Here is a 20,614-nt window from a genome sequence, read left to right as displayed (position 1 = left end):
TCGTCCACGACCGGCAGCTTCAGCCAGGTGTACGCGGACCGGCGGCCGAGCCCGGAGGCGATGGTGATCGACTTGATCACCGCATCGGGCGAGAGATCGTTGTGGATCTTGCCGTCCTGCCACGTGGACAGGAACGGCTCGACCAGGGCGATGAGTTGACGGTCATTCAGCTCGTCGACCGCGCGGGCGGAGTTCTCCAGGACCGATGGCGTCGCCGGGTCCTGAAGGGCGATGCGGGTGAGCATCTTGCCGCCGTCGAACCCCCTCGCGGCGATCGTCTCGGCGTCGTAGCCGGTGAAGCGGTCGTCGATCTCGAAGACGGACCCGGCGAGTCCGGCGCGGTTCATCGAGCCGAAGACGCTCTTGCCGTCGAGGACGCCGAGCAGCAGCAGGTCCTCCAGGATGTCCGCGGTGGCCAGCACGCCGGTCACACCGGGGCGCTCCAGGGCGGCACACAGCCGGTCCAGCAGCGCGGTGCGGTCGGCCATCGCGGAGGGGTCGCCGCCCACGGTGTTGGCGCCGCGCGCGGGGTGGTCGGCGGCGATGATCATCGCCTTGCCGTGCTCACCGAGCGGCGAGGAGGCTTTCACGCGTCGTGCGGCCGCTGTCGCGATGGCGCCGGGGTCACCGACCCGGGCGGCCACGATCCGGCTCATGTTGTCGGACACCACGTCGTCACACCTCTCGCTGAGAATCGTCGGAGGAACCGGAGGCCGCCCGGCGGAGTTTCTCCTCCACCTCGGCCTCCGTCGGCATGGCGTCGGAGCAGGACAGCCGGCCCGCCACCAGGGCGCCGGCGGCATTGGCGAAGGCGATCGTGCGGCGGGTCTCCCAGCCGGCCAGCAGGCCGTGGCAGAGCGCGCCGCCGAAGGCGTCACCGGCACCGAGGCCGTTGACGACATCCACCGGGACCGGCGGGATCTCGATGGCCGAGCCGTCGCGGTCCATGGCCAGCACGCCCTTGGGCCCCTGCTTCACCACCGCCAGCTCCACACCGGCGGCGAGCAGCGCCTTCGCCGCGGCGTACGGCTCGCGCTCACCGGTGGCGACCTCGCACTCGTCGAGGTTGCCCACGGCGACGGTGGTGTGGCGCAGGGCCTCTGCGTAGTACTCCCGCGCCTGGGCCGGGTCATGCCAGAACATCGGCCGCCAGTCGAGGTCGAAGACCGTGGTTCCGGACTTCGCCCGGTGGGCGAGGGCGGCGAGGGTGGCCGAGCGGCTCGGCTCCTCGCTCAGCCCGGTTCCGGTGACCCAGAAGACCTGGGCGTCGCGCAGGGCCGCGAGATCGAGTTCGTCGGAGCTGATGTCCAGGTCCGGGGCCTTGGGCAGCCGGTAGAAGTAGAGCGGGAAGTCGTCCGGCGGAAAGATCTCGCAGAAGGTCACCGGGGTCGGCGCGATGTCCGACGTACCGACGAAGCGGGTGTCGACGCCGTAGCCCGTGAGGGCCGTACGGACGAAGTCGCCGAACGGGTCGCGGCCGGTCTTGGTGATCACGGCTGCGGAGCGCCCGTAGCGGGCGGCGGCGACGGCGACGTTGGTCGGGCTGCCGCCCAGGTACTTGCCGAACGAGGTGACCTCCGCCAGTCCCACGCCGGTCTGGAGCGGGTATACGTCCACTCCTGTGCGGCCCATGGTCAGCACTTCCAGCGGCATAGCGTGGTTTCCCTTCGCTCCGGGGATACCGGGGGATGGAGGATTTAAAGCGCTTTAAAAGCGCCTTCGCGAGTACGATGCCTTCGCTTAAATGTCATGTCAATAGGTTGTTACTACGAGATTTCACGGGCCTGTTGACCAGGGCCCCGGCCGCCGCGCACCGGCAGGGCGGGAGTGCGCCCGAGGCGGGTGCCGGGGCGGCCGGGCTCGGCGGTGTCAGCGGGCCAGATACTCGGTGATCTTCTCGCGCATGAACACCGAGGACTCCTTGGCGCGCTCTTCCCAGGCGAAGACACAGGCCGTGAGGGTGCCGTCGAAACCGTTCGCGCTCAGCTCGCGGAAGAGCTCGTCGAAGTCGACCTCGCCCTGGCCGATGTCCAGGTGCTGGTGGACGCGGGCCGAGGTGCCGGGCGGGTTGAGGATGTAGCGGTTGCCGGAGGACGCGTTGTGGTCGAAGACGTCGGCCAGATGGACGTGGGTGAGGAGGTCGCCCGCGTACTTGATGATGCCCGGCGCGTCGTTGCCGATGTGGAACGTGTGCGGGGCGCAGTACAGGAAGCTGACGTTGGGATGGTTGATCCCGCGGATCAGGTTGACCGCGTCGTAACCGTTCTCGATGAAGTCGTCCGGGTGCGGCTCCAGGGCGAGGTGGATGCCCTCCTGCTCGAAGACCGGGAGCAGTTCCTCCATGGACCGCCAGAACTGCGCCTCGCTGCGGTCGGAGTCCTCGGGCCGGCCGTTGAACTCGGAGATCATGCTGTCCACACCGAGGTCCGCGGTGATACGGATGGCCCGCTTCCAGTAGCGGACGGCCGCCTGCCGGGCGTCCTCGTCGGGGCCGGACCAGCGGAACAGGGGCAGGACGGAGGAGATCCCGACGCCCGCGGCGTCCAACGCCTTACGGAACTTCCGCACGGTGGCGTCGTCGACGCGTGGGTGCCGGAAGAACGGGATGAAATCTTCCCGGGGGGACATCTCGATCCACTCGTAGCCCAGCTCGGCCACCACGGCGGGCAGTTCGAGGAGGGGAACGTGGCGGAGCATGTACGGGTCGAGGGCGATTTTCATGAGGGAATGCCTTCGGGTCGTTGGGAAGCGGTAGAACGCGGAGCCGGGGCGTCCCCGGCCGGGCGGCCGCGGCCCGGGGCGGAGGGACCGCCCCGGCGGACCACCGTTGTCAGGAGGCCCCTCCGGACGAGGTCCCCACGGGTGCGGTGAGGCCCTTCTCCTCGGGCAGCTCCTCGACGTCGACACCGCGGACCTGGGCCAGCTCGTGCTTGAGCGAGGCGAGTTCGGCGCCACCGGCCATGTGGTTGGTCAGCTCTTCCAGGCTGACCTCGGACCGGGCGGCGCTCAGCTCCAGGGTGCCGAGCCGCAACACACTGAAGTGGTCGCCGACCAGGTAGGCGTGGTGCGGGTTGTGGGTGATGAAGATGACGCCGAGACCCCGGTCGCGGGCGGCGGCGATGTACTTCAGGACCACACCGGACTGCTTGACGCCGAGCGCGGCGGTCGGTTCGTCCAGGATGAGCACCCGCGCACCGAAGTGGACGGCGCGGGCGATGGCCACACACTGGCGCTGGCCGCCCGAGAGCGTACCGATGGGCTGGTCCAGGTTGTCGAGGACGATGCCCATGTTGCGCAGCTCCTCGTCCACCGTCTGCTTCATGCGCTCGATGTCGAGGCGGCGGATCGGCCAGGGCCCCTTGGTCAGCTCGGAGCCGAGGAAGAAGTTCCGCCACACCGGCATGAGCGGCACGGTGGCGAGGTCCTGGTAGACGGTGGCGATGCCCTTGTCGAGGGCCTCGCGCGGGGTGCTGAAGTGCACCGGCTCGCCCGCGACCAGGAACTCTCCCTCGGTGTGCTGGTGCAGCCCCGCGATGATCTTGATGAGGGTCGACTTGCCGGCGCCGTTGTCACCGAGGACGCAGGTCACCTTGGAGGGATGGACGGAGAGGCTGACACCGTGCAGGGCGCGGACGTTCCCGTAGGCCTTGCCCGCGTTGCGCAGTTCGACGATCGGCGCGTTCTCCTCCGGGGCGGTGCCGGTGAGGACCGCTCCGTGTGCGGCGGTTCCGTTGGCTGTCATGGGTTACCTCCGGGTCGCCGTGCGCTGGACCCACAGATTGATGAGAGTGGCGCCGAGGAGCATCACGCCGAGGAAGGTCTTGAACCAGTCGGGGTTCCAGCCGGCGTAGACGATGCCCTGCTGCACCATGCCGAACATGAAGGCACCGAGGACCGGGCCGATGGCGGAGCCGTAGCCGCCGGTGAGCAGACAGCCGCCGATCACCGCCGCGGCGATGTAGATCAGCTCCTGGCCGACGCCCTCACCCGACTGAACGGTGTTGAAGGAGAACAGCTGGTGCATGCCGACGAACCAGGCGCCGAAACCGACCAGCATGAACAGCGAGATCTTGGTGAAGGTCACCGGCACACCGACGGCACGGGCGCTCTCCTTGCTGCCGCCGACCGCGAAGATCCAGTTGCCGTACTTGGTACGCAACAGCACCCACGTGGCCAGCGCCGCGAAGACCAGCCACCACACCACGGTGATCTTCACATGGACGCCGCCGACCTCGAAGGACGAGGCGAAGAGGGCCTTGGCCTGGTCGAAACCGTCCATGGTGCTGATGTCGTCGGTCGCCACATTGCCGGTGATCAGCTTGGTCACCGCGAGGTTGACGCCCTGGAGGATCAGGAAGGTGCCCAGAGTCACCAGGAAGCTGGGCAGACCGGTTTTCACCAGAATCCAGCCGTTGAACGCGCCGATCGCCAGCGAGACCAGCAGCGCGACGATCACACCCACCCAGATGTTCATGGTCAGCTGGTAGCTGAGCATGCTGGCGGTGAGCGCCGAGGCGACCACCGCGACACCCGCGGACAGGTCGAACTCCCCGCCGATCATCAGCAGGGCCACGGGCAGTGCCATGATCCCGATGGTCGACGACTGGTACAGGATGTTGGCTATGGCGCTGCCGTCACGGACCGGGGGGGCTGTGACGAGGAAGAAGACGAACACGGCGACGGCGCCGAGGAAGACCCCGACCTCGGGCCGGGCGAGCAGTCTGAACGCGAGCGGACGCTGTGTGGTCCGCCCGTCGGTCTGCTTCGGGCCGGGAGCCGGCGGTATGGTCACCGCCGGCTCAGCCTGCTGGGTCACACTCATCACCTGGTGCCCTTCGCGGCGAACTTGGCGATGGCGTCGACGTTGGTCTTGTCGACGAAGGCGGGTCCGGTCAGCACCGGCTGCTCACCGCCACCGCTGTAGTTGCCATTGTTCTTGTAAAGCCAGAGGGAATCGATCGCCAAGTAGCCCTGAAGGTAGGGCTGCTGGTCGACCGCGAACTGGATACTGCCCTTCTCTATGGCGGAGATCAGATCCTTGTTGAGGTCGAAGGTCGCGACCTTGGCCTTACTGCCCGTCTCGGATGCCGCCTGCGCGGCCGTCAGCGCGAACGGGGCGCCGAGCGTGACCACTTCGTCGATGGACTTGTCCTGCGTGAGCTTGGCGGTGATCGTCGACTTCACCGACGGCATGTCCGTGCCGTTGACGTAGAGGATCTCGGTCGTACCGCTGAAGGTCTTCTTCACCCCGGCGCAGCGCTCTTCGAGGTTGACGTCGCCCTGGGCCTGGATCACACAGAGGGTCTTCTTGGCGCCGGTGGTGTTGAGCTTGGTGCCGAGAGCCTGGCCGGAGACGGACTCGTCCTGGCCGAAGAAGGACAGCAGGCCCTGCTTCTTCCAGACACCCAGACCGGCGTTGAGGCCGACGACCGGGATGCCGGCCTCCTTGGCCTTGGCGACCACGGCCTTCAGGGCGTCCGGCTTGGCCAGGGTGACGGCGATGCCGTCGACCTTCTGGTCGATCGCGTTCTGCACCAGGCTGGCCTGGTCGCCGGAGTTCTCATCGTTGGAGTAGATGAGCTTGATGTTGTCCTTGGCCGCGGCGACCTCGGCTCCCTTGCGGATGGTGTCCCAGAAGGTGTCGCCGGAGGGGGCGTGGGTGACCATCGCGATCGTCATACGAGGGGTGCTTGCCTTGCCCGCGGAGGCACCGCTCTCGGCTTCTTCGGTCTTCTTGCCGCCCGCGCTGCTGGAGCAGCCGGCGAGGGTGAGGGCCGCCGCCGTGGCGACTGCCAGGATGGGGACGATTCTGCGGGAACGGGGGAGTGTGCGGGTCATCTTCATGCACCTCGCTGTGCAGTGGGAGTCGGGCAGTGGCGGTCGGGCAGTGAAAACGCGGCTGCTGTTCGGCCGGGTCGCGGCGTGTGAGTGGGGATTCGGACGGACCGGGTTCCGGCCGGTCCGCGGAAGAGGAGAGGCGGCGCCCGAAGGGTGTCGGTGGCCGGACGCGGGTCCTCGGTCCGGTCGAGTTCGTGACGCTTTGTATGAGCGCGCTTGGGCTTTACGGTCGTATCGGGGCCAGGATCGTGTGCGGGTTCGGGCCGGTACGAGGGATCGGGAGCGTACGGAGGGTCGGGGCCGTGGCCGGTAAGACGATGCCACGGCCGGCCATGCCAGAACCGTTCGGTCGTGTCCTCACGGGGACTCCTTCCGGCGCGGGGCTGCTGACTTGGTCGGAACATCAGGACAATTTAAAGCGCTTTAAGTTCTGGTACTATCGGCTTGTTTCGTGAGCGTGTCAAGGGTGTTGCGCGAGGAGATTGCGGCCAGGAGGCACAGGTGGAGGACGTGGGTTCCGCGCATCGTCGGAATGGTACGAAGAAGCGCCCGAGGCTGGAAGAGGTAGCGGCCCGCGTCGGTGTGTCCACCGCGTCGGTGTCCCTGGTGCTGCGGGGTGTGCCGGGTCCCAGCGAGCGCACCCGGCAGCGTGTCCTGAAGGCCGCCGCGGACCTCGGCTACCAGGCGGATCGTACCGCGAGCCTGCTGGCCAGCAGGCGCACCCGGCTGCTCGGTGTCATGGTCGACATCCGCAGCCCCTTCCACGCCGAACTGGTCGAGCACCTGCACACCGCCGCCGAGGGGGTCGGTTACGACCTCGTCCTGAGCACCCAGACCCGTACTCGCGACGAGCGCACCGCCGTCGAGACACTCCTCGCCTTCCGCAGCGAGGCGCTGATCCTCCTCGGTCCCACCGCCCCCACCGAGATACTCGCCTCCCTCGACCGCAAGGCGCCCGTCATCGCCGTCGGCCGTCGGATCGCCGAGGCCGACCTGGATGTCGTCCGCACCGCCGACGACGACGGGGTCGGCCAGATCGTCGACCATCTGGTGGCGCTCGGACACCGTGTGATCGCGTATGTCGACGGCGGCAAGGGCGTCATCGCCACCGACCGGCGCCGTGGCTATCGCAGCGCCATGCGCCGTCACGGCCTGGACGCGCATATCCGTGTCCTGCGCGGCGATCACACCGAAGCCGCCGGTGAGCGCGCCGCCCGCCAGCTCCTGGACGGCCGCGCCCTGCCCACCGCCGTCGTCGCGTTCAACGACCAGTGCGCCATCGGTGTGCTGGCCGCGTTGTTCCGCGCGGGGGTCGCCGTGCCCGGCGAGGTCTCCGTGGTCGGCTACGACGACGACACGCTCTCCCGGCTGAGCTGCTTCAATCTGACCACGGTGAGTCAGGGTGCCGAGGAGCAGGCCCGGCACGCGGTGGCCACCGCCGTCGAGCGGCTGGACCAGGGGCGGACGGAGTCCCGCGAGGTCGTCCTCACCCCGCGCCTGATGCTCCGCGGCACCACGGGCGAACCCGCCTGACGCGGCTGTCTGTTCATCATCCGTACGGTGACGTACGTTTCTCCTGTCCGGTGGCCGCCCGGACGTCGCACACTTACCCGTGCCGGAGGAATGCCGATGAGCCGCAGTAGCTTCAACAGTGGATGGCAGTTCCGTGAGAAGTCCAATCCGTTCGCGGAGATGGGCCGGGCCGCGATTCCGTACCAGGACGTCACGCTGCCGCACGACGCGATGATCGCCCGCGTCCGCGACCCCGGGTTGGAGCGGGGCGCGTGGACGGCGTACTACCCCGGTGGCGTCTACGAGTACCGCGCGTCGTTCATCCTTCCCGAGGATGCCGTCGGCAAGCGGGTGGTCTTCGAGTTCGACGGTGTCTACCGGGACGCCGTGATCCATGTGAACGGCGACTACGCCGGTCAACGGCCCTCCGGGTACGCCCGGTTCCTGATCGACGCGAGCGAACTGGTCCGCGCGGGCCGCAACGAGATCCATGTCGAGGCGCGCAACCACCAGGACGGCCGGTGGTACACCGGCGCCGGTATCTACCGGGACGTCTGGCTGCATGTCCTGGAACCGGTGCATCTGGCGGTCGACGGCGTCCGGGTCCGTACGCCCGACATCGAACCCGAACTGGCGTTCGTGGAAGCCGAGATCACGGTGGACAACGACTCCGCCGCCGTCCGCACGGTCGAGGTGCGGACCGAGATCGCCGACCCCGGCGGCCGTGTGGTGGGCTCGTCCCACGCGGTGGTCACCGTACTGCCCGGTGAGCCGGCCGTCAGCCGCCTCGCACACTACGTCGGCGATCCCGAACTGTGGAACGTCGACACCCCGCACCTCTACACCCTCGTGACCGAACTGTACGACGACGGCGGGCCGATCGAGTCACGGTCCACCCGATTCGGCATCCGCCGACTCCAGTTGAACCCGGTCTCGGGGCTGCGTATCAACGGCGAGACGGTGAAACTGCGGGGCGCGTGTGTCCACCACGACAACGGCGTCATCGGCGCCGCCACCGTCGCGCGGGCGGACGAACGCCGGGTGGAGATCCTCAAACAGGCCGGGTTCAACGCCATCCGGTCCTCGCACAATCCCCTCAGCACGGCCATGCTCGACGCCTGCGACCGGCTGGGGATGCTCGTACTCGACGAGGCCTTCGACATGTGGACCACGGGCAAGACCGAGTTCGGCGCGGCCCTGCACTTCGTGGAGTGGTGGGAGCGGGATCTGGAGTCGATGGTCGCGAGGGACTTCAACCACCCCAGTGTGATCCTGTACTCGATCGGCAACGAGATCCCGGAGACCGGGACGCCCCGGGGCGGAGTGTGGGGCCGCAGGCTCGCGGAGAAGGTGCGGTCGCTCGACGACACGAGGTTCGTGACGAACGCGATCAACGGACTGCTGGCCGTGATGCCCGACATCGTGGAAATGATGCAGCCACAACCTCGGCCCGGCTCAACGGAGTCGGCGGACACCGTGACCGCGCCCCCGGCCGGTGGCGACGGTCCCGGTGTCAACACGCTGATGTCGGACCTCGGCGACATGATGAACGCGATCGGATCCTCCGAGAACGTCACGCGCAGGACGGCGGAGTCGTTCGGTGTGCTCGACGTGGCCGGCATGAACTATCTCGACGGCCGGTACGAGACGGACCGCGAGCTGTTCCCGAACCGGATCATCCTGGGCACCGAGACCTTCCCGACCCGGATCGACCGCTACTGGGACCTGGTCCTGCGCCACGGCCATGTCATCGGCGACTTCACCTGGACGGGCTGGGACTATCTCGGCGAGGCCGGCATCGGACGGGTCCGCTATCCCGATGACGAGGAGCCCGGCGAGGCGCTGAGCGGCGCCTATCCCTGGCTGGTGGCCGCGTGCGGTGACATCGACATCACCGGGTGGCGGCGGCCCGCCTCCTTCTACCGGGAGATCGTGTACGGCCTGCGCGCCGATCCGTACATCGCGGTGCGCCGTCCCGGGCGCTATGGCCAGCGGGTCGAGACGGGCCCGTGGGCGTGGAGCGACGCCGTCGCGAGCTGGAGTTGGGGGGAGACCGAGGGGCGCCCCGTCGTGGTCGAGGTCTACAGCGACGCCGACGAGGTCGAGCTGCTCATCAACGACCGGTCGGTCGGCCGCCGTCCGGTGGGCCCGGCACATCGGTTCCGTACCGCGTTCGACACACTCCACGAGGAGGGGACCGTGACCGCGGTCGCCTATCGCGGAGGGGCCGAGACGGGGCGCTGGAGCCTGCGCTCCGCGACCGGTCCCGTACTGCTCCGGGCGGTCGCCGACCGGCCGGTGATCCGGGCCGACGACTCCGATCTGGCCTATGTCGAACTCTCCCTCGTCGACGGCGAGGGCACCCCGTTCGTCGAGGACCGGGAGGTCTCGGTGGCGGTGGCCGGTCCGGGCGTGCTCCAGGGGATGGGGAGCGGCGATCCGGCCACCGAGGAGAGCTTCGCCTCCGCGACCCACCGCACGTTCGACGGACGGGCCGTCGCGGTCGTACGGCCGACCGGGGCGGGCCGGATCGGCGTCGCCGTCACGGCGGCCGGGTGCCCGCCCGTGGAGGTCGTCGTGGAGGCGACGGCGGAGGCCGGGCGCCGGGGCTGAGGAGCGCCGGGCGGGGCGTATCGGATGGGGTCGGACGGGTCGGATCAGACGGGGCGTACCCGGTCGGTGAAGAGCGCCCGGTACAGCATGGCGCGGACGCGGTCGCTCATCTGCTCGCGGTGGACGAGGTCGTTGTCCGCCATCGCTCCGTTGGCCATGGGGAAGGCCAGCATCAGGTCCCGGACGCCGACATCCGGATGGACGAGTCCGGCCTCACTGCCCCGTGCGAGGTGGGGCCGGAACGCGGCCACGGTCCGGGCGGACAGCCCGGCCAGCCACGCGATGTCCGCGTCGCCGGTCAGGACGCGCGCGAGGCTGCGGTTGTCGCGCTGCATGTCGAGGACGAAGTCGAAGAGGCTCACGATGCCGTCCGGGCGCTCGCCGAGCGCGGCGGCGTGCTGCTCGATGCGGGCGACGTTGTCCTCGAAGACCTGCGCCGCGAGCTCCTGGCGGGTGGCGAAGTTGCGATAGAGCGTGGTCCGGCTGACCCCGGCGGTGCGGGCGATCTCCTCGAAGGCGACGTCGGGCCCGCACTCGGCGAACACTTGACGGGCGGCTGCCAGCAGCCGCTCCCGGTTGTGTGCGGCGTCGCGCCGCTGTGTGCGTTGAACGTCTTCCGGCATACGCGCAGACTACTGGTCATTATCCGTACGCGCATGTACGTTTCTTGTTCGTGCGCACTTGTACGTTTCTTGTGCCGGTGGCACACGGACCGAAGGAGATCGCTGATGGAAGGCCTCAAGAACAAGGTCGTCGTCCTCGCCGGCGCCGGTGGACTCGCCACCGCGACGGCGAAGTTCCTGGGTGCGGGCGGCGCCGCGATCGTGGTGAGCGATGTCGTCGAGGCATCGGCCGAGGCCACGCTCCGGGCCGCGCGGGACGCCGGGGGAGAGGGCATCGCCCTGACCGCGGACATCTCGGACGAGGGTCAGGTCAAGAGCCAGATCGACCGGGCGATGAAGGAGTACGGGCGGATCGACGGGCTGTTCAACGTGGCAGCCAACATTCACCCGGCGGAGGTCGTCAAGGACACCAACGTGATCGACATCGATCTGGCGGCCTGGCAGCGCACGATCGACGTCAACCTCACGGGCTATCTGCTGACCCTCAAGCACGCCCTGCCCCACATGATCGCGGGCGGTGGCGGCTCCGTGGTGAACACCCTGTCCGGCGCCGCCTACGCCGGTATGCCCGACAAGGTCGCGTACTCGGTGACCAAGGCCGGGATCGGCGCGCTGACCCGGCATGTCGCCCGTAAGTACGGCAAGGCAGGGGTGCGCGCGAACGGGGTCGCGCCGGGCCTGGTGATGACGGAGGCGACCAAGCTGAACCTCCCCGAGGACTTCCGCGACAGGATCCTCACGGGGACGCCCGCGCCGCGCCACGGCGTCCCCCAGGACATCGGCGCCACCGTGGCGTTCCTGCTGTCCGACCTGGGCGAGTGGATCACCGGTCAGATCCTGTCCGTCGACGGCGGCACCACCATGCGTGCCTAGTGGCCCTCCCGGCAAGCTTTGCCCGTCGCGCCGCCCATCACGCACTCCCCCAGCTACCGCTGGGAGGTGCCCCCACCCGGCGTTGGCCAAAAGCCCTCGTAGCTCCTCCCCCATAGCCTTGAGGACATGGGAGGTGCCCCCACCGAGGGCTCCCGGCCGCCTTGTGATCGCACGCACTGGACGACGCTCCTTACGGGGCAGACATTGCCGGTCACGGCACTGGCCACGACCGGTCCGGAGCCCGGCTGTCCGGGCGCGCCGTTCGCTCACAGGACGGGGAGGGCCACCTCGACCAGGGTCCCCCCGCCGGGCGGGCTGTCGACGCGGACCGTACCGCCGTGCAGGTCGGCGATGGCCGCGACGATGGCGAGCCCGAGACCGCTGCCGCCCCGGGCCCGGCTCCGGCTCTTGTCGGCGCGGTAGAAGCGGTCGAACACATGCGGGAGCGCCTCGGCCTGGATGCCCGCGCCCTCGTCGCGCACGCGCAGGACGGCCTGCCCGTCCGCCACCGACAGCACGACCGCGCAGGCGGTCCCGGGCGGTGTGTGCATCCGTACGTTGGCCAGCAGGTTGGCGACGACACCGCGCAACTGGGCCTCGTCGCCGCTGACCGTCACCTCGGGCGCCACCGTGAGCGTCCAGGGGCGGGCCGGTTCGACGGCGGCGGCGTCCCGGCAGGACTCGGTGACCACCCGGGAGAGGTCGACGGGTTCGAGGTCGGCCGGGTCGTCCTCGTCGAAGCGGGCCAGCATGAGCAGCGATTCGACGAGCCGTGTCATCCGGTGCACCTCGGCCAGCATGCGCTCCATGGCCTCGTCGACCGCCTGGGTGTCGGGCAGGGCGCCGCGCTGGTACAGCTCGCCGTAGCCGCGGATCGACTGGAGAGGGGTACGCAGTTCGTGTGAGGCGTCCGCGACGAACTGGCGCAGCCGCTCCTCCGAGGCGTCCCGCGCGGCGAGAGCGGCGTGGATCTGGTCCAGCATCCGGTTGAGGGCCCCGGAGAGTCGGCCCACCTCGGTCCTCGGGGCGATCCGGGCGTCGACCAGACGCGGGGCGAAGTCACCGGCGGCGATCCGGTCGGCGGTGTGCGCGGCCTGTTCCAGCGGGCGCAGCGAGCGCCGTACGACCAGGACCCCCAGCACGGCCAGGACGACATCGGCGAGCAGCTGGATGGCGATGAACAGCCGGACGGCGCTGTTGACCGCGGCCTCGGTCGTGGCGGTGTCGACGGCGGCCACGGCGGTGCGTCCGTCGGTGAGCCGGGTGGTGGCGAGCCGGTAGTGCGCGGAGCTCGACGGTGTGTCCGCCGGTACGGTCACGGGGGTGCCGGCCGGGGGCGGCGGGTCCGGGTAGCGGGGGCCGGGACCGGTGGGCCGCTGGTCGCCGCTGAGCAGGGCGATGTACAGGTCACCGCCGAACTTGACCCACCCGTACCGGGCCGAGTCACCGCCGGCGAACGAGATGCCCGAGGCGTCGGCGAGCGCGATGCCGGAGGTCGTCGCGGACAGCCGGTGGTCGAGCTCCTGGTACAGCGAGGACCTCAGGACGGAGAACGTCACGACGCCGGTGACCGCGAGCACACCGTTGCACAGGAGGATGAGCAGGAGACTGAGCCGGGTGCGCAGTGGCCGGCCGCGCCACCAGCCGGTCCTCAGCACTCCGGGGTCCGCAGGCTGTAGCCGACACCGCGGTGTGTGTGGATCAGTCGTTCCCCGTGGCTGTCGACCTTGCGGCGCAGATAGCTGATGTAGGTGGCCACCACGGTGTCGTCGCCGTTGAAGTCGTACGACCACACGTGCTCCAGCAGCCGGGCGCGGGTGACCACCCGCCCCTGGTGCAGCATCAGGTACCGCAGGAGCCGGAACTCGGTGGGCGAGAGGTCGATGGCCGCGCCGTCCCTGCGTACCTCGTGGGTCAGTGTGTTGAGGGTCAGACCGGCGGCGCGGAGTGTGGGGTCGCCGGGGCGGTGCTCCCGGGTGCGGCGCAGCACGGCGCCGATGCGGGCGGCGACCTCGTCGAGTCCGAACGGCTTGGTGATGTAGTCGTCCCCGCCCGCGGTGAGTCCCCGGACGAGATCCTTGCGGGTGTCCCGGGCGGTGAGGAAGACCACCGCGACCGGCAGCCCGTCGGCGCGCAGCCGGTTCAGCACCTCGAAGCCGTCGCAGTCCGGCAGCATGATGTCGAGCAGGATGAGTTCCGGCAGGAAGTCCCGGGCCAGCGCGAGGGCCTCACGGCCGGTGGCTGCGGTGCACACCTCGTACCCGGTGAACCGCAGGAACCGGGCGACGCTGTCCACGATCGCCGGCTCGTCGTCCACCATCAGCAGCCGTCCCCGGACGCCCGGCTCCGCGCGTCCGGTGCTGCTCCCGCGTGTGTCGACGGTCGCCTCCTCGCTCATCCACGCGGCCTTTCCACCTGTGCGACGGGATCCGGCGGTCACCGTATCCCCTGGTCAATCGTGCCCGAGGGGCCGGGCGCCGCGCATGGGAGTTCCGTGTGAGAAGCGGTCGGAACGGGGCAGAACGGCGTTCGCCGGTGGGCGCGGCTCGTAGCGTCGTCGTTGTCGGGTCCATCTGTCGATGTGCTGCCCGCGGGGCCTTTCGGCCGCGCACGGTCCGCCGGGCCCTCCCGTCCGCGTTCACTCATCAGGGAGTTTCCTTGTCCACGTTCCTGTATCGCCTGGGTAGATTCTCCTACCGGCGCAAATGGACAGTGATCATCGGCTGGTTCGTGGTGCTGTGCGCCCTCGGTGTGGCCGCCGTCACCCTGATGAAGCCGTTCACGTCCGGCACCAGCATTCCGGGGACCGAGGCCCAGCGGACCATCGACGTCCTCGACAAGGAGTTCCCGTCGGGCACCGACGGCATCACGGGACAGATCGTCTTCCGCGCGCCGCAGGGCAGGACGGTGACGGCCGGTCCCGAGGCGGAAGCGGTCCGTACGGCCGTCTCGCGCATCGCGAAGACGCCCGGCATCGAGTCCGTGACCACTCCCGCGCCCACGGCGGGGAACGTGTCCCCCGACGGACGTACGGGGATCGGGCAGGTCACCTTCACCGCGGAGCAGTCCGACAAGATCGACGCGGCGACGGTGAAGGTCGTCGAGGAGGCGGCGGAGCAGGCGCGGTCCGCCGGGCTGACGGTGGCGCTGGGCGGCCGTGCGTTCGACCCGGTACAGAAGGCCGTCGGCGGTGCCGGTGAGGCGGCCGGTGTGCTGGTCACCCTGATCGTCCTCGTCCTCGTGTTCCGCTCGCTGCGGGCGGCGATCATCCCGTTGGCCACCGCCATGGTGGGGGTGGGGCTGGGTGTGCTGTCGCTGCTGGCGCTCACCCATGTCGTCGAGATGGACAGCACCGCGCTGATGCTCGCGGTGATGCTGGGCCTGGCCGTCGGTGTGGACTACGCGCTGTTCATCGTCTCCCGGCACCAGAACCAGGTCAGGGACGGCATGGACCCGGAGGAGTCCGCCGGTCTCGCCGTCGGGACCGCGGGCTCGGCGGTCCTTTTCGCCGGGGCCACGGTGGTCATCGCGCTCGCCGCGCTGACCGTGGTGGGCATCCCGTTCCTCGGCGTCATGGGGCTGGGCGCCGCCCTCACCGTCGTCATCGCGGTACTGCTGGCCATCACCCTGCTGCCCGCCGTGCTCGGTCTGGTCGGCGCGCGCATCGCCTACAGCCGGATACCGGCGCTGCGCAGGTCCGCCGAGCGCTCGCTGGCCAAGGAGCGGTCCGGCGCGGTCCCGGTGGGTGTGCGCTGGGCGCGGCTGATGGACCGGCGCCGCTGGGCCGTCCTGCTGCTGGGCGTGGTGGGTCTGGGGGTCCTCGCGGTCCCGGCCGCCGATCTGCGGCTCGGGCTCTCGCTTCCCAGCACCAACGCGCAGGCCGAACTGGCCAAGAAGATGACCGACGAGGCGTTCGGCCCCGGCTACAGCGGTACGTTGATCATCCTGGTCCAGGGTGATGGTCCCCGGGCGACCCAGTCGGCCGCCGACCAGATCTCCCAGCGTGTCAAGGGCCTCCAGGACATCGCCGCCGTCGCGCCCGCCCGGCTGAGCAAGGCCGGGGACGCGGCCATGATCGCCGTCGCACCGGCCAGTGGTCCCGAATCCGAGCGCACCGAGAAGCTGCTCACCGACATCCGCCACTCCCGCGACGGCCTGGAGAAGTCCACCGGCGCGGAGATCAACGTCACCGGCTCCACCGCCGTGAGCCTCGATGTCGCCGCCAAGCTCAGCGACGCGCTGCCCGTCTACTGCCTGGTGGTCATGGGTCTCGCGGTGCTCCTGCTGACCCTGGTGTTCCGCTCCATCGCCGTTCCGCTGAAGGCCGCGCTCGGCTTCCTGCTGTCGCTCGGCGGATCGCTGGGCGTCCTGGTCGCCGTCCTCCAGTGGGGTTGGTTCTCCTCCGTACTCGGCACCCAGGCGAGCCCGACAGTGATCAGCTTCCTGCCGATCCTGCTGGTCGGCATCCTGTTCGGCCTCGCCATGGACTACGAGGTCTTCCTCGTCTCCCGGATGCGCGAGGAGTACGCCCACGGCAGGCCCCCGGTCACGGCCATGGTGAACGGCTTCGGCCTCGGCTCCAAGGTGGTCACCGCGGCCGCGGTCATCATGGTGAGTGTCTTCGGCTCGTTCATCTTCGCCGATATGCAGATCACCAAGGGCATGGGCCTCGCCCTGGCCGTCGGTGTCCTGCTCGACGCGTTCGTCGTCCGGATGTGCCTGGTCCCCGCCGCGATGTCGGTCCTCGGGCACGCCGCCTGGTGGCTGCCGCGCTTCCTGCACCGGGTGCTGCCGCACGTCGACGTCGAGGGCGAGAAGCTGATCCGTCAGCAGGCGCGTCCGGCGGAGAGCGACCAGGAGAAGGACCTGCTCGCCACCCACCGGTAGGTCATGGCGTACGTACGGTAGCGGCGGGGCCGGGAGCACTTCCCGGCCCCGCCGTCGTCGTACCTCACCGCCGGTGGCGCCCGGGAACCTCCGCGAGCCCGTACGGCAGCAGCCGCACCGGCGACGGCCGCCGCCGCGAGAAGGGATCCGCGCGAGAGGAAAGACATCATTTCCTTGGCTCGGGACCGGTTCACCCGGCGGACACCGACGGGTGGCGCGATACGACGAGAGGCCGCCGACAGCGGGCGGTCGCGCATCTGTCCGCTGTCGACGGCCTCCACGGGGGAGTGTGTTTCCCCGTTACGGGATCTCGACCTGCCGCGCCTCGCGCCGCATCTCGTCGGCGTCCTCCGCGAGGAGCCAGCCCTCGGCGACGAGTTCGTCCAGGCGGCGGTCGAAGCGCTGGAGATAGCCGTCGGAGTCGTGGTACAGCTGACGCAGTGTTTCCGCGTCGAGCGGCTCCTCGCTGCCGACCGTGAGCGAGCTCGGAGTGCCGTCCCGCCTGGTCGGGTTGGGCCGGTACGTGGAGTGCGGTACGTCCAGCTGGACGCTGCGCACCCCGCCCCGGGTGTTGCCGTGCTCGTCCCGCGCGAAGTAGCCGTCCTGGCCCACCTCGATACGGTCGGCGCGCGGTGGCACGGTGCCGTTGGCCACCCACTCGACCAGGTGGTGCAGGCCCATGCTGAACAGTTCGAAGTGGGGCAGGCTGTTCATCCGGGGGCCGAAGACGACATCGTCGTCCGGGAAGGTCGCCTTCCACAACGACACATCGTTGTAGGGCGCGTAACGGGTGCCCATGTGCGGGATGCCGGCGAGTTCGTAGAGCCGGAACAGGTCGCCGGGCTTGTCGCTGTCGTCGCGACGGTACGTGCGCCCCTCGTAGCCGGGGAGGAACGAGTAGCCGGGGACGGAGACATCGCCGTCGCACATGACCTGCACGACCGGCACATCGATGTTGTGGAAGGCGTCGAGGGGGAACCCCGAGGGGAAGAAGCCGTCGTAGACGGGCGAGCCGTCGGCGAGACGCCGTGTGGTGTGTCCGTCGCCGATGAAGGCGGTGGTCACACTGCCGGTCTGCGAGTGTCCGGCGAGGACGACCTGGGCCACCGGCGTCCCCTCGAACGGTCCGCCGGGACCGCGGAGGGCCGCGCCGACCTGGGCGAGGATCGAGCCGGTGGCCCGGTTCCTGCGGGTCAGCCCGGTGAAGAACGCCCTCGCCGGCTCGGGCTTTCCGAGGTTCGGGTTCAGGTCGAAGTCGCCGCTGTCGGGCCCCTCCATGTGCAGGGACTCGTAGCGCTGTGGGCCGGACGGCTTCACATGCAGGTCCAGCGTGGTCTTCTGCGCGGTGATCTCCACCCACGCGTGACCGGACCGCAGGATGTAGGGGCCGCTGTAGATCCAGATCGGCGCGATCCCGTGGACGTGCAGCGGTTCGGCGATCACGGTGCCGCTGAAACGCGCGCCGTCCCGGGGCCGTCGCACGAGCACCGTCGTCGCGTAGGTGTGACCGTTCTCCTCACCGGTGGCGATCCACTCCTCCTCGACGTAGTCGTACGTGTCGAGCGAGGGCACATGTGTGCCGTACGGGGTGAACGTCGCCGAGCCGTCGTCCGGCGATCGGCGCAGTACTGCGGGGGTCACAGCTTCCATGACGCTCCTTGATGGGGGCGGTCGTCAGCGGGGGATGACGGGGAGGATCAGGCGGGACGGGTGCCGCTCGTCGTGGAAGACGCGCTGGGTGGCGGGGACCGTCCTGTCCGAGGTGGCGTGGGTGATGCGCTCGCCCGTGTTGGGGTTGAGGTCGAAGGTGGGGAACTCACTGGAGGAGATGTCCAGCCGGACGCGGTGCCCCGGTTTGAACACGGTGCTGGTCGACCAGAGACCGATCTCGTAGCGGTACGCGGTCCCCGGCGTCCTGGGCTCGGTCACCCCGTGTCCGGTGCGGACGATGCCCTGGCAGACCGGGACGGCGGTGCCGTCGGGGAACACATCGACGAGCTTGGCGGTGAAGTCGGTGTTCTCCACCGAGGACGACGCCCACAGCTCCAGTGTCACCGGACCGGTGACCTCCAGCTCGGCCGTCAGCGGCGGGGTGGTGTAGACGAGCACATCGGACCGGCGGGCGACGGCGTCGAGGTCGACGGGGTCGTTGTACGTCGCGCCGGTCCTGATCGAGCCGGGCACCGGGTCGCTCGGGTCGTACACGTACTCGTCGGGCAGCTCGTCGGCGGGCGGATGTACGGACAGACCGCGGTCACCGCCGGTGTTGTGCAGGTGGTACGGGGTCCACTGGGTCCGGGCCAGCGGCCACTCCCGCTCCTCGCGCCAGACGTTGTCGCCCATCACGTACAGCCTGACCGGCGGCTCCTGTTCCTCGTAACCCGGCAGCCCGCCCTTGAGGTGGTGGGCGAAGAACCGCATGACCGGCGCCTCGGGGCCGAAGTCGACGAACAGCCCGGCGTTCGCGTCGGCGTCGGGCCGCAGCTGGCCGCAGTTGTGGTTCCACGGCCCGACGACCAGACGCTGTCCCGTGCGGGTCCGCTCGGTGACGCCGTGCTGCGACAGCGCGGTATAGGCCTCCAGATTGCCCTTGGCGAAGAAGTCGTACCAGCCGGCCAGATGGAAGACCGGCAGGTCGATGTCGTCGGCGTGGGCGGCGGCGCTGATCGGCTGCCAGTACGGGGCCTTCCCGTCCTCGCGGTCGCACCACTCGCGGAACCACGGCGCCAGCTCCCGCAGCTCCTCGACGTCCCGCAGCGGGCGGCGGTCCAGCATGCCGCGGGTGCCCTCCGCCTCCAGCCGGACCATCTCGGCGAGCTTCGCCGGGTCGCCGAGGCCCCTCTCGTCCATGATCCGGCCGGCGGCGGCGAATCCGGGCAGCGGCGACGGCACCCCCCGGCGGGCGGCCTCCTCGGTGGTCATGAGGCCGCTCCAGCTCAGCGCGAGGCCGAGATGAAGCACACCGGGGGCGTAGTACCAGGTGCTCTCGTTCCAGTCCCAGGAGCAGGTGAACGGGGCGATGGCGACCAGGTGGGGCGGCCGTGCGATGGCGGCGGCCCACTGCGAGAAGCCGCTGTAGGACATGCCCCACATGCCCACCCTGCCGGTCGACCACGGCTGCGCGGCCGCCCACTCGACGGCGTCGTAGCCGTCCTCCACATCCGGGAAGAACGGGTGGAACTCCCCCTCGGAGCCGTACCGGCCCCGGCAGCTCTGCACAGCTACGACATAGCCCTGACGGGCGATGACCTGCGCGAACATCGCCGCGATACCGTCACGCGGGGTGTACGGATAGCGCTGCACGAGCACCGGGTACGGGCCGGGCCCGGCGGGCCGGAAGATGTCGGTGCGCAGGCGGACGCCGTCGCGCATCGGCACCATCACATCGTTCTCGATGACGAGTTCATCGGTGGTGGTCATGTCGTTGTGCCCTTTCACGTTGCTGCCGGGGCCCGGTCCGGAGACCGGAGGGGATGCGAAGCGTTCGGACGCGCAGGTGTGACAGGGGGAGCGTGGGCGTGCCGTGCGAGGTGTCAGCGAAGGGCGCTGCCGATGCTGATGCCGCCGTCCACGTCCAGGACCACGCCCGTCACATACCCGGCGGCCTCCGAGCACAGATAGGCGGCGGCCTCGGCGATGTCCGTCGGGGCGCCGATGTGCCCCATGGGCACCCGGGCGGCGAGTTTCGCCCGCCCGGCGGCGTTCATCGAGGCCAGCATCGGTGTGTCGATGAGGCCGGGGGCTATGGCGTTGGACGTCACACCGTGGGGCGCGCCCTCCAGCGCGATCGTACGGGCCATGCCCACCACGCCCGCCTTCGCGGCGGCGTAGTTGACCTGCCCGAAGTTGCCCCGCCAGGACATGGACGAGAAGGACAGGATCCGGCCGTAGCCCTGCCGTTTCATCTCCGGGAACACGGCGCGGCAGCAGTGGAACATACCGCGCAGGCTGACGTCGATGACGGAGTCCCACTCGTCGTCGGTCATCCGCTCCAGGCGGTTGTCCCGGATGACACCGGCGTTGTTCACCAGCACGTCCACCCGGCCGAAGACCGCGAGGGTGCCGGTGACCCACTCGCCGACCTGCTGGGCGTCGGCCACGTCCACGACGGAGGTGTGGACGCCCTCACCGCCGCACAACTCGGCGGTCTCCTTCACCGCGGTCTCGTTGACGTCGCACAACGCCAGTCGCGCGCCCTCCGCCGCGAACCGCAGCGCCATGGCCCTGCCCAGTCCCTGTCCGGCTCCGGTGATCATCACGGTTCGGTC

Annotated in this window: 16 protein-coding genes; 4 read left to right on the top strand and 12 right to left on the bottom strand. The window is 69.7% G+C overall.

Going from position 1 to position 20,614, the window contains the following annotated elements; genetic code table 11:
• The 6 genes from ACIP8W_RS22060 to ACIP8W_RS22035 form a co-directional block, all read right to left on the bottom strand.
• Positions 1 to 671: aldolase (locus tag ACIP8W_RS22060; protein WP_402204268.1), on the bottom strand; the 671-nt coding region annotated here is incomplete at its 3' end.
• A 4-nt stretch (positions 672 to 675) separates the two neighbouring features.
• On the bottom strand, positions 676 to 1,653 hold the full coding sequence (gene iolC, locus ACIP8W_RS22055) for a 5-dehydro-2-deoxygluconokinase (RefSeq protein ID WP_402204266.1): 978 nt from the start codon (positions 1,651 to 1,653) through the stop codon (positions 676 to 678).
• Between the two features lie 216 nt (positions 1,654 to 1,869).
• A complete protein-coding gene (locus tag ACIP8W_RS22050) occupies positions 1,870 to 2,721 on the bottom strand; it encodes a sugar phosphate isomerase/epimerase family protein (protein ID WP_401957044.1) in 852 nt (283 codons plus the stop codon).
• A 109-nt stretch (positions 2,722 to 2,830) separates the two neighbouring features.
• Positions 2,831 to 3,742, bottom strand: a complete 912-nt coding sequence (locus tag ACIP8W_RS22045; RefSeq protein ID WP_401957046.1) for an ATP-binding cassette domain-containing protein — start codon at positions 3,740 to 3,742, stop codon at positions 2,831 to 2,833.
• Between the two features lie 3 nt (positions 3,743 to 3,745).
• A complete protein-coding gene (locus ACIP8W_RS22040; RefSeq protein ID WP_401957049.1) occupies positions 3,746 to 4,822 on the bottom strand; it encodes an ABC transporter permease in 1,077 nt (358 codons plus the stop codon).
• The gene (locus tag ACIP8W_RS22035) at positions 4,822 to 5,838 is read right to left on the bottom strand and encodes a sugar ABC transporter substrate-binding protein (RefSeq protein WP_402204264.1); all 1,017 of its coding nucleotides are present in this window, start codon (positions 5,836 to 5,838) and stop codon (positions 4,822 to 4,824) included. The genes ACIP8W_RS22040 and ACIP8W_RS22035 overlap by 1 nt, the downstream gene beginning before the upstream one ends.
• 501 nt (positions 5,839 to 6,339) lie before the next feature.
• On the opposite strand from ACIP8W_RS22035, the gene ACIP8W_RS22030 reads away from it, so the two are divergent.
• Both ACIP8W_RS22030 and ACIP8W_RS22025 read left to right on the top strand, forming a co-directional pair.
• Positions 6,340 to 7,371: a LacI family DNA-binding transcriptional regulator gene (locus ACIP8W_RS22030; protein ID WP_401957054.1), complete on the top strand. Its 1,032-nt coding sequence runs from the start codon at positions 6,340 to 6,342 to the stop codon at positions 7,369 to 7,371.
• Between the two features lie 96 nt (positions 7,372 to 7,467).
• Complete coding sequence (locus ACIP8W_RS22025) at positions 7,468 to 9,963, top strand: glycoside hydrolase family 2 TIM barrel-domain containing protein (protein ID WP_402204262.1); 2,496 nt, start codon at positions 7,468 to 7,470, stop codon at positions 9,961 to 9,963.
• Between the two features lie 44 nt (positions 9,964 to 10,007).
• Here the strand turns inward: ACIP8W_RS22025 and ACIP8W_RS22020 are convergent, their stop codons facing one another.
• Positions 10,008 to 10,586, bottom strand: a complete 579-nt coding sequence (locus ACIP8W_RS22020; protein ID WP_401957058.1) for a TetR/AcrR family transcriptional regulator — start codon at positions 10,584 to 10,586, stop codon at positions 10,008 to 10,010.
• Between the two features lie 105 nt (positions 10,587 to 10,691).
• Between ACIP8W_RS22020 and ACIP8W_RS22015 the strand changes: the two genes are divergently transcribed.
• The gene (locus ACIP8W_RS22015) at positions 10,692 to 11,459 is read left to right on the top strand and encodes an SDR family NAD(P)-dependent oxidoreductase (RefSeq protein WP_401957060.1); all 768 of its coding nucleotides are present in this window, start codon (positions 10,692 to 10,694) and stop codon (positions 11,457 to 11,459) included.
• Positions 11,460 to 11,725: 266 nt separating this feature from the next.
• On the opposite strand, the gene ACIP8W_RS22010 is transcribed toward ACIP8W_RS22015, so the two are convergent.
• Positions 11,726 to 13,117 (bottom strand): sensor histidine kinase, encoded by a 1,392-nt coding sequence (locus ACIP8W_RS22010; RefSeq protein WP_402204260.1) that lies wholly within the window; start codon positions 13,115 to 13,117, stop codon positions 11,726 to 11,728.
• A complete protein-coding gene (locus ACIP8W_RS22005) occupies positions 13,111 to 13,857 on the bottom strand; it encodes a response regulator transcription factor (protein WP_402204258.1) in 747 nt (248 codons plus the stop codon). The genes ACIP8W_RS22010 and ACIP8W_RS22005 overlap by 7 nt, the downstream gene beginning before the upstream one ends.
• Before the next feature lie 260 nt (positions 13,858 to 14,117).
• On the opposite strand from ACIP8W_RS22005, the gene ACIP8W_RS22000 reads away from it, so the two are divergent.
• Positions 14,118 to 16,346, top strand: a complete 2,229-nt coding sequence (locus tag ACIP8W_RS22000) for an MMPL family transporter (protein WP_402204256.1) — start codon at positions 14,118 to 14,120, stop codon at positions 16,344 to 16,346.
• Positions 16,347 to 16,646: 300 nt separating this feature from the next.
• Here the strand turns inward: ACIP8W_RS22000 and ACIP8W_RS21995 are convergent, their stop codons facing one another.
• The 3 genes from ACIP8W_RS21995 to ACIP8W_RS21985 all read right to left on the bottom strand — a co-directional run bounded on the left by ACIP8W_RS21995 (position 16,647) and on the right by ACIP8W_RS21985 (position 20,602).
• Entirely contained in the window at positions 16,647 to 17,996 is a 1,350-nt protein-coding gene (locus tag ACIP8W_RS21995; RefSeq protein ID WP_402204254.1) for an alpha/beta hydrolase domain-containing protein, read from the bottom strand.
• 24 nt (positions 17,997 to 18,020) lie between these two features.
• Complete coding sequence (locus tag ACIP8W_RS21990; RefSeq protein ID WP_402204252.1) at positions 18,021 to 19,766, bottom strand: CocE/NonD family hydrolase; 1,746 nt, start codon at positions 19,764 to 19,766, stop codon at positions 18,021 to 18,023.
• Positions 19,767 to 19,879: 113 nt separating this feature from the next.
• On the bottom strand, positions 19,880 to 20,602 hold the full coding sequence (locus ACIP8W_RS21985) for an SDR family oxidoreductase (protein WP_402204274.1): 723 nt from the start codon (positions 20,600 to 20,602) through the stop codon (positions 19,880 to 19,882).
• Between the last annotated feature and the right edge of the window lie 12 nt (positions 20,603 to 20,614).

It is taken from the genome of Streptomyces sp. NPDC088554 (assembly GCF_044752945.1).
Taxonomy (GTDB): Bacteria; Actinomycetota; Actinomycetes; order Streptomycetales; family Streptomycetaceae; genus Streptomyces.
This window is presented reverse-complemented; position numbering and strand designations above follow the sequence as displayed.

Bases quoted from the DNA above. Each gene is read 5' to 3' on its own strand.
- ACIP8W_RS22005 (WP_402204258.1), bottom strand. From the start codon at position 13,857: ATGAGCGAGGAGGCGACCGTCGACACACGCGGGAGCAGCACCGGACGC.
- ACIP8W_RS21985 (WP_402204274.1), bottom strand. From the start codon at position 20,602: ATGATCACCGGAGCCGGACAGGGACTGGGCAGGGCCATGGCGCTGCGG.
- ACIP8W_RS22050 (WP_401957044.1), bottom strand. From the start codon at position 2,721: ATGAAAATCGCCCTCGACCCGTACATGCTCCGCCACGTTCCCCTCCTC.
- ACIP8W_RS22045 (WP_401957046.1), bottom strand. From the start codon at position 3,742: ATGACAGCCAACGGAACCGCCGCACACGGAGCGGTCCTCACCGGCACC.
- ACIP8W_RS21995 (WP_402204254.1), bottom strand. From the start codon at position 17,996: ATGGAAGCTGTGACCCCCGCAGTACTGCGCCGATCGCCGGACGACGGC.
- ACIP8W_RS21990 (WP_402204252.1), bottom strand. From the start codon at position 19,766: ATGACCACCACCGATGAACTCGTCATCGAGAACGATGTGATGGTGCCG.
- ACIP8W_RS22040 (WP_401957049.1), bottom strand. From the start codon at position 4,822: ATGAGTGTGACCCAGCAGGCTGAGCCGGCGGTGACCATACCGCCGGCT.
- ACIP8W_RS22020 (WP_401957058.1), bottom strand. From the start codon at position 10,586: ATGCCGGAAGACGTTCAACGCACACAGCGGCGCGACGCCGCACACAAC.
- ACIP8W_RS22015 (WP_401957060.1), top strand. From the start codon at position 10,692: ATGGAAGGCCTCAAGAACAAGGTCGTCGTCCTCGCCGGCGCCGGTGGA.
- ACIP8W_RS22035 (WP_402204264.1), bottom strand. From the start codon at position 5,838: ATGACCCGCACACTCCCCCGTTCCCGCAGAATCGTCCCCATCCTGGCA.
- iolC (WP_402204266.1), bottom strand. From the start codon at position 1,653: ATGCCGCTGGAAGTGCTGACCATGGGCCGCACAGGAGTGGACGTATAC.
- ACIP8W_RS22025 (WP_402204262.1), top strand. From the start codon at position 7,468: ATGAGCCGCAGTAGCTTCAACAGTGGATGGCAGTTCCGTGAGAAGTCC.